Here is a 7,856-nt window from a genome sequence, read left to right as displayed (position 1 = left end):
TTCTTATATGCAGTTTTGAAGATACATTGATATCTTCTGAAATGGCCCAGTGGCTCAGTTGGTTAGAGCGCCGCCCTGTCACGGCGGAGGTCGAGAGTTCGAGTCTCTTCTGGGTCGTTTATGGGGTCTTAGCTCAGCTGGGAGAGCATCTGCCTTACAAGCAGAGGGTCATAGGTTCGAGCCCTATAGGCCCCATACAATATGGATGGATTCCCGAGTGGCCAAAGGGGGCAGACTGTAAATCTGTTGGCAACGCCTTCGAAGGTTCGAATCCTTCTCCATCCATTAGCCGTTAGATCTCTAGTAGGCCGATGTGGCTCAATTGGCAGAGCAGCTGATTTGTAATCAGCAGGTTATCGGTTCGAGTCCGATCATCGGCTTTGTCTTGAAAAAGACAAAAATTAAATATCGCGGGGTGGAGCAGTCTGGAAGCTCGTCGGGCTCATAACCCGAAGGTCGTAGGTTCAAATCCTGCCCCCGCAATTTCGCCCAGATAGCTCAGTTGGTAGAGCAGAGGACTGAAAATCCTCGTGTCGCTGGTTCGATTCCGGCTCTGGGCATTTTCTTTACCTAGAAAATAGTTTATTTTGGGCGTGTAGCTCAGGTGGTAGAGCACTTGACTTTTAATCAAGTTGTCCGGGGTTCGAATCCCCGCACGCTCAGTTTTTGAAAGTGGCTCAAACTCAGTACTTACAAGAGGTTTAGCCATTTTTGTTTTATATGAATCCAGTTAAGAGCCCCCAAGTAGCCCGTTTTATTTGTGTCATTTTCGTATCATGAGGCGTAGTCTATTGCTGATGTTGCTTTTTTAATGGCAATATGCTTATAAACGTTCAACATTATCTTATTTAGAATCCCTACCAGCATCACCGTTTTTCAATTTATCTGTTAAAAGCTTTATCAGTTCACTTAATGTGATTAATCTCTGATTCATTTTTGCTTTATTCCGTACCTCTGTCCTATCTATATTCTTCCATTTTAACAAGCATACTTTCTAATTCTGATTTCGTCATCGTAACTTCTGCATCTTTTCCATAATACTCCTTTTCGAACATTATCTCCTAAAAACGGATATAAAAATACCACTCACTCCGAAGAATGAATGGTATTAGTATCTGGAAAAGTTTATGGTAATCTTAGCTCCGGATTTGTTCCATTCGGCAATGCGAAGCCGATCATCCCAAGCATCCAATTTAGATTCTTCCTTTCTCCACTCTTTTTCAAATTCAAGGACCTGGCTCATCGGAATCAGCCAGCCAGATATATCCTCACCGGATATTTCATCGGTTTCAATCTCCCTGCCTTCGCTGCAATCCATAAAAAACTTTGAATTCATTCATATACTTCCGAACAGATATGTCTTTGATAAATGGTTCACACCAATGGCAACAGTTCATTCCACATAAACCTGTAACGGTTCCCAGACTACAGTTGAATATTTCAGAATTACTCATGCCAAGTACCTTTGCCAGTTTCCTTACAAGTATCCAGTAATATGCATTTGCGTTAAGGATTCTCTTTCGCTAGTATTTCTTGATTTCAATGAGATGGAGAAAGTGGCATTTAAATTCAAAGATTTCTGGTATAATATAACTAGAAAGAAGGTATGACCTATGAAATGGGGAAAAAATATTGAAAATATAGCAAAAGGGAAAAGTCCTGGTAAGTGTCCATATTGCGGAAGTGAAAATACGGATTATAATTGCACTATAGTTATACCGGAAAAGAGACTGGGACATATGATGATTTGGTGCAACGATTGTATGAGAGGATATCACATATCACGGATGGAAGTTCCAGAAGGGTTAAAAACAGATAAAGAAATCCCACAGGGATTGAAATACTAATACCATTCATTTTTAGAACTGAGAGATATTTTTATACCCATTTTAGGAGCTGAAACAAATGCTGATTTCCCGAATATAGTGAATAATTAAGGAGAAAGCCATTCATCTGATTAAATGTATCGCCATAGATATCTAAAAATAATTCATAATTGATATAAGGAGTGGAGCGGTTTGAATCTGTGCTGGGAGAACAGTAGGCTGGAATAGCTTATACAGTTTTCAAAAACATTGTAAAGTGGTATACTTCAAGAGTAATGGCGTTTGTAGTTAGAAAGGTGGCCGTATTATGATCTATTTAAATGATAATGCCAAGGAATACATGGAGAAGTATGGCTGGCGCCATGTGGTTCTGAACGTCGAAGAGATTACCAGTTGATGTGCGCCTCCGAGGCTGGAGGTATCGGTAAGCTTTACCGACGAGGAAGAGGACGTAATGCGGGAAAAGGGATATACCGCGGACCAGAGTGAACTGGGGAACGTGTACTATCCGGCAGAAGGTGTCTCACGGGCAGAAACGGTATCTGTCAACTATGTGGAATATCCATGGATCACCTGCTTTGAGGTGAAGGGACTGAGTATTGTGAAGGATAAAAATGATATTGAAAATTGAATACATCATTATATATACCATTCATTTGTCAGAATGGTATTTTTTTGCTCCTATGAAAGATAAAAAGATAATGATATAATAAAAGGCAATTTAAGAAAGGTCAGGAGTAGATATGTTAAAGGTAGTAATCGCAGATGATGAAAAGATGATTTGTTCTCTTATTTCACAATTATTAGATTGGAAAGCTTTGGATATAGAGATTGTTGGAATGGCATATACAGGAATAGATGCATTTGAGATGATCATTACAAAGGAACCAGACATTGTTATATCAGATATACGTATGCCGGGATATGATGGATTGGAATTAATTAAGCGTATCAAAGAGGCAGGTATAGAAGCCGAGTTTGTTATGATTAGTGGATTTAAGCAGTTTGAATATGCCCAAAATGCCATGAAATATGGAGTAAAATATTATTTACTTAAACCTATCGAAGAAGAGAAATTATTAGAAATTATTCAGGAAATTAAAGAAACTATACAAAAAAAGAAAGCACATGATATTTATGAAAAAGAGTTGAAATTAGAGGTAAAAGAAGCTAGAGATAAAATGAAAAAACGTTTTTTAACTTCAATACTGTCTCAACAAAACTTTGAAACAGAGGGAACAGCGGATCATCAAACAATTAATACAGAGTATAATACGAGTTTTAAAGAAGGAATCTTTCAGGCCGTATTTGTAAAATTAGATACCGAAAAAGAGGTAGAAGACGGGAATAATTCTATTATTGATAAAATTGAAAAAAAGGTCACCTTATTAGAGGAGGTATGTGAAGAGTATATTACTACAAGAGTTCATTCTGGAATTATAGTATTAATGAATTATCAAGTAGATCAGGAAGTAGTAATAAAGCAAAAAATAGAAGAGTTATATGATGATATAAAAAGGGATGTGGATAAATTTAAAGAATTTTTTGTCTTTTTAGGAGTAGGTAAAAAAAGCAATAGATTTTTGGATGCCAGAATTTGCCTGCAGACTGCTGTAGATGCAATTAAATATAGAATCAGTATTCCAACTACGGGTATTATTTATTATGAAAGTTATAAGTTTGCTCCCTATGAAATTGATAAAATAATTACTCCAGCAAAGAAGCAAAACTATTTATCAAAAATTGAAGCTGAAGATATCGATGCTGCAAAGGACTGTTTATCTACAGCAATAAGAGAAATAAGATTTGACAGTAAACAGTATTCACCAGTTCTTTTTTTTGATATCTTAATTTCATATGTGGAAACACTTACAGATTATTGCAAAAAGAAGAATTTTTATGACGAAAAATATGTAGAAGGGTTGAAGCAGTGGAATACAAAAATTGATAATGGGTATTCTGAAAAAATGTTGATAGATGAAACCAAAAATTTTATTAATTTTGCAGTTTTACATATTATAGAAGAAAAGAAAGAAAAAGATATTAAACCGATTCGTATTGTAAAAAAGTATATTGAAGAAAATTTTATGCAAGAAATAAACCTTGGACAGCTTGCACAGCTTGTAGACATGAATTCCTCATATTTAAGTTCTATCTTTAAAAAAGAAACAGGAATGACGTATTCGGAATATTTAGTATGTTGTAGGATAGAAAAAGCATGTAAAATGCTTGTTGAAACGAATATGAGTATTAATGATGTAGCATTACAGTCAGGATATCAGGATTCAAGATACTTTAGTAAACAATTTGCAAAACAAATCGGTTTGAAGCCATCAGAATATAGAAAACTGTACTCGTAAAGGATATTATAAAAATGCGGAATTATTCAGTAGGAAAAATAAAAAAATATATGTTTTATGGAATTGCCTTGATCATAACAGATATGATATTTGCGATAATGATATATACCAGCCATAATCTTTTAATAAAGATAGGGATGACTGGAATCGTTTTGGCAGGATTGATTGCTTATTTTTATTTAATATATATAAATATTTATCTGCCTAATTTGGAACTCCAAAAATTGGTAGAAGAATATAGAAAAAATGAAGAATTAAAGTTAAATTATCGGAGTGGAAGCAAGGAAGATCTAATACAAGAAATACAAGAAATTATTTTATCTCTAGATACAATGGCCATAAAACAAAAAAATGCTGAGATTCTGATGAAAAATGCAGAAATTAATAATCTGCAGGATCAAATCAATCCGCATTTTTTATATAATACTTTAGAGGTTATAAGGGGAGAAGCCTTAATTAAAGGTGATAAAAAAATCGCAGAAATGACGGCATCTCTAGCAAATTATTTTCGATACAATATTAGCCGGAAAGAAGCATTCGTGTTTTTAAAAGATGAACTCAAAAATTGTATGAATTACTTTAACATTCAAAAAAACAGATTTGGTGATAAAATTTTTTGCGAAATCGTATATCATGATACTGAGAAAGATAAAGTAGGAAATTGTTATATCCCGAAACTGATTCTTCAGCCTATCATAGAAAATGCTATCTATCACGGCCTAGAATTGAAAATGGGACCTGGAACTATTAAGATTCATATTACAGAATCAGAAGAAAGCTTAATAATACATGTGGTAGATGATGGGTTAGGAATGACACAGGAAAAGGTAGATGAACTAAATAGTGATTATGATTTTGAAAATGACGATGTATCAAAAAAACATAATGGAGTAGCAATACAAAATATAAAAAAGAGACTGAAATTATATTGGGGAAAACGAGCATACATATTGGTAACTAGTGAAATAGGAGAAGGAACTCAGGTTCTTATTCAGATGCCACTCCTGTATCAAAAAGAGGACTATATGAATTAAAAATGAAAAGATCAATACTGTCGTTAAGGAAAATAAAAAAAGAGAAAATGGGAAATTTGATTTTAAATCAATTTTCTTTGGAAATCTTGAGTGGGGAAATCATAAATTTAATCGGCTTGGAAGGAAGCGGAAAAGAGGAGCTTTATGCAATTTTATCAGGAAAGGAATTTATTGATTCCGGAGATGTTTGGTTCAACGGAAAGCAGTATAAAATTGGAAAAGAGTCTCTGCCAGTAGAAAGAGTAAATGGAATTTTTTTAATTGGAAACTATGATTTGATTATTCCTGATCTTACGGTCGCAGAAAATATATATATTATTGAAAAAATAAACTATTTTCAATTTAGTGTATCTAAAAAGAAAATGGAACAACAAACAAAGAAAATATTTGATCAATTTAATGTAAAAATTGATCCTAGGAAAAAGGCAAAAAATCTTACACCATATGAACGCTGTATTTTACGATTTACGAGGGCATATGTGAAACGAGCAAAATTGATAGTTGTAGACGATATCCTGGATGATTATTCCTTAGATAAAATTCATCAGATATTAGAAATATTGAACCTTTTTAAAAAAGAAGGAATTTCTATATTATGGATTAATAATTATCCAGATAGCATTACGGAAGCAGCAGATAAGATAGTTGTTATTCGAAACGGGAAAAATGGAATGCTGTTTTATAAGGAGGACTACGAAAAAGAAAAAATCAAAAGAAGTCTAACAACAGGAAAACAATATCTTGAGAATTATGAAGGAGTTACCTCTGTAAGAAAAGAAAATGCAATCTCGATTCAAAATATAAAAAATAATTATTTTAATGAACTATCCTTTGAATGTAAAAAGGGTGAAATTCTTGGTATCTATGATATTCAAAATAAATTCAGCCGAGAATTAAAAAAAATATTACTTGGTAAAAAGAAATATCAAGGGAAATTTATTATAGAAGATGAAGAAATAAAAACAGATGCAGAATATAAGCTGTTAAAGAGTAAAATTGCAGTAGTAGACGGAAACGCATATCAGTTGTCTATATTCCCTGATTTGTCTCTTCAAGAGAATCTGGAAATATCTGCTTATCAGAAAACTGCGAAAGGGAAATATTTTATTAATAGAAGAGTGCAAAAATATGTGAATAGAATGGGAGAAGAACTGTTTGAGAATAATGTAACTTATAAAAGTATGAGAGAGATAAGCAGAAGAGATGCAATGAGGGTTGTCTATTATAGATTAGGATTTGCGAAGCCTAAGATATTGTTCTGTTTTCAGCCTTTTCTTCGACTGGATCCAATTTCAAGAAAACAATTATGTGAGATTTTATTGAAATTTAGTAGTCAAGGAACTGGAATGATATTGAGTAGTGCAAGCGTATCCGACTTGATTTTATTATGTGACCGTATTTTAGTTGTAGAAAAAAACAGAATTTATCAGGAAGTAGAGAGAGCGTCATTTTTGAAAGTATTCCAATAAAAGTACACTTTTTCCAAAATTTGATACATTGTTGCTGTATCGCCATGTTGCTATAATAAATTTAATTCAAGAACACATGCAGTTACAATGTAAGGAGGAAATGGGATGAAAAAGGAAACGGTAAAAAAATTGTTATCAATAGGTCTTATCGGTATGATGACAGTCTCTTTGGCAGCATGTGGTAGTTCTGGCGGAAGCGAAGAAGAGACAGATAGCAGTGAGAGTGGAGAAAAAGATGTAAAAGTTGGGTTTGTTATCAGTGACATGTCAGATGCTTTTTTTGCACATCTAGTTCAAGAACTCGAAGAGTATTCAGAAGAAATAGGTGTTACATTTACTGCAACAGAGTGTCCAGAGATTGGCGATAAAATTACTGGAATTGAAAATTTTGTTCAGTCTAATTGTGATACTATTATTTGCCATGTAACAGATGCCGATGCATTAAAGGATGCGGCTTTAAGTGCAGAAGAAGCGGGTGTTAAGTTTATTTCGTATGATTCAGACATAGAAGGAACATCCGGATTTATTGGGGTCGATAATTACAAATACGGATATGAAATCGGAAAAAATGCATGTGAATGGATTAATGAAAATTTTGATGAGTCGGAAACTGTACAAGTAGGTGTATGTAATTATCCAGATTATCCATTCTTGGTTACAAGAGAGGAAGGAATTCTTGCAGCATTAGATGAATTAGCACCTAATGCAGAAGTTGTAGTTTCTGCAAAAGCAGGCTATACGCCAGAAGGTGTGGATGTAGGAGATGCATGGGTACAGTCAAACCCAGATTTGAATGTTGTTGTCGGCATTAATGATGCGGGAGTTCTGGGAGTATATGAAACTTTTAATGCAGCAGGTATTACAGGAGATGACCTTGGAATGTTTGGAGGAGATGCTGTAGAAGATGCGTTAGCTGCATTACAGGCGGGAGGAACTTTCAGAGGAACTGTAAGTACAGAGATGCTTCCAAATGCTCATAGTTTTATTGATATGGCTGTAGAACTTGCTGAAAAAGGAGAAGTTGAAGAAAGAGAACTTTATTTCCCAATGAAAGCTGTCACGAAGGATAATGTTGAAGAAATTATAGCAGAGCAGGAATAGTTTAACGAAAACGAGTGGTATAGATCAGCAATGCTATACCACTCGTTTTTCCTTAATATAAATTAG

The 7,856-nt window shown here is 34.2% G+C and carries 7 protein-coding genes and 7 tRNA genes; 13 read left to right on the top strand and 1 reads right to left on the bottom strand.

Annotated elements, in window-relative coordinates; translation table 11 throughout:
• Positions 1 to 43 precede the first annotated feature (43 nt).
• The 7 genes from BKD12_RS12585 (at position 44) to BKD12_RS12555 (ending at position 662) form a co-directional block, all read left to right on the top strand.
• A tRNA-Asp gene (locus tag BKD12_RS12585) sits at positions 44 to 117 on the top strand.
• Positions 118 to 122: 5 nt separating this feature from the next.
• Positions 123 to 195 (top strand) — tRNA-Val (locus tag BKD12_RS12580).
• An 8-nt stretch (positions 196 to 203) separates the two neighbouring features.
• Positions 204 to 285: transfer RNA gene (locus BKD12_RS12575), tRNA-Tyr, on the top strand.
• 22 nt (positions 286 to 307) lie between these two features.
• Positions 308 to 380: transfer RNA gene (locus BKD12_RS12570), tRNA-Thr, on the top strand.
• A gap of 29 nt (positions 381 to 409) precedes the next feature.
• Positions 410 to 483 (top strand) — tRNA-Met (locus BKD12_RS12565).
• Positions 484 to 487: 4 nt separating this feature from the next.
• Positions 488 to 560 (top strand) — tRNA-Phe (locus BKD12_RS12560).
• A gap of 29 nt (positions 561 to 589) precedes the next feature.
• A tRNA-Lys gene (locus BKD12_RS12555) sits at positions 590 to 662 on the top strand.
• 446 nt (positions 663 to 1,108) lie between these two features.
• Here BKD12_RS12555 and BKD12_RS12550 read toward each other — a convergent pair.
• Positions 1,109 to 1,336 carry a hypothetical protein gene (locus BKD12_RS12550; RefSeq protein WP_070089682.1) on the bottom strand — a complete coding sequence of 76 codons (228 nt, stop codon included), beginning with the start codon at positions 1,334 to 1,336 and terminating at the stop codon, positions 1,109 to 1,111.
• 277 nt (positions 1,337 to 1,613) lie between these two features.
• Here BKD12_RS12550 and BKD12_RS12545 point away from each other — a divergent pair, with 277 nt between their 5' ends.
• The 6 genes from BKD12_RS12545 (at position 1,614) to BKD12_RS12525 (ending at position 7,790) form a co-directional block, all read left to right on the top strand.
• Entirely contained in the window at positions 1,614 to 1,847 is a 234-nt protein-coding gene (locus tag BKD12_RS12545; protein WP_070089681.1) for a hypothetical protein, read from the top strand.
• A 433-nt stretch (positions 1,848 to 2,280) separates the two neighbouring features.
• Positions 2,281 to 2,457 carry a hypothetical protein gene (locus BKD12_RS16985; RefSeq protein ID WP_176730965.1) on the top strand — a complete coding sequence of 59 codons (177 nt, stop codon included), beginning with the start codon at positions 2,281 to 2,283 and terminating at the stop codon, positions 2,455 to 2,457.
• Positions 2,458 to 2,569: 112 nt separating this feature from the next.
• Entirely contained in the window at positions 2,570 to 4,186 is a 1,617-nt protein-coding gene (locus BKD12_RS12540) for a response regulator transcription factor (RefSeq protein ID WP_070089680.1), read from the top strand.
• Between the two features lie 50 nt (positions 4,187 to 4,236).
• Entirely contained in the window at positions 4,237 to 5,220 is a 984-nt protein-coding gene (locus tag BKD12_RS12535; protein ID WP_176730964.1) for a sensor histidine kinase, read from the top strand.
• Between the two features lie 47 nt (positions 5,221 to 5,267).
• On the top strand, positions 5,268 to 6,689 hold the full coding sequence (locus BKD12_RS12530; RefSeq protein ID WP_176730963.1) for an ATP-binding cassette domain-containing protein: 1,422 nt from the start codon (positions 5,268 to 5,270) through the stop codon (positions 6,687 to 6,689).
• A 105-nt stretch (positions 6,690 to 6,794) separates the two neighbouring features.
• Entirely contained in the window at positions 6,795 to 7,790 is a 996-nt protein-coding gene (locus tag BKD12_RS12525) for a sugar ABC transporter substrate-binding protein (protein ID WP_070089677.1), read from the top strand.
• The last annotated feature ends 66 nt before the right edge of the window (positions 7,791 to 7,856 follow it).

Origin of the sequence: Merdimonas faecis (genome assembly GCF_001754075.1) — a bacterium.
GTDB lineage: Bacteria > Bacillota > Clostridia > Lachnospirales > Lachnospiraceae > Merdimonas > Merdimonas faecis.
The sequence above is the reverse complement of the archived record's forward strand: the minus strand, read 5'-3'. Positions and strand labels throughout refer to the sequence as shown.

Excerpts from the sequence above, each read along its gene's own strand:
- BKD12_RS12550 (WP_070089682.1), bottom strand. The coding sequence starts at position 1,336 with ATGAATTCAAAGTTTTTTATGGATTGCAGCGAAGGCAGGGAGATTGAA.
- BKD12_RS12545 (WP_070089681.1), top strand. The coding sequence starts at position 1,614 with ATGAAATGGGGAAAAAATATTGAAAATATAGCAAAAGGGAAAAGTCCT.
- BKD12_RS16985 (WP_176730965.1), top strand. The coding sequence starts at position 2,281 with ATGCGGGAAAAGGGATATACCGCGGACCAGAGTGAACTGGGGAACGTG.
- BKD12_RS12540 (WP_070089680.1), top strand. The coding sequence starts at position 2,570 with ATGTTAAAGGTAGTAATCGCAGATGATGAAAAGATGATTTGTTCTCTT.
- BKD12_RS12535 (WP_176730964.1), top strand. The coding sequence starts at position 4,237 with ATGTTTTATGGAATTGCCTTGATCATAACAGATATGATATTTGCGATA.
- BKD12_RS12530 (WP_176730963.1), top strand. The coding sequence starts at position 5,268 with ATGGGAAATTTGATTTTAAATCAATTTTCTTTGGAAATCTTGAGTGGG.
- BKD12_RS12525 (WP_070089677.1), top strand. The coding sequence starts at position 6,795 with ATGAAAAAGGAAACGGTAAAAAAATTGTTATCAATAGGTCTTATCGGT.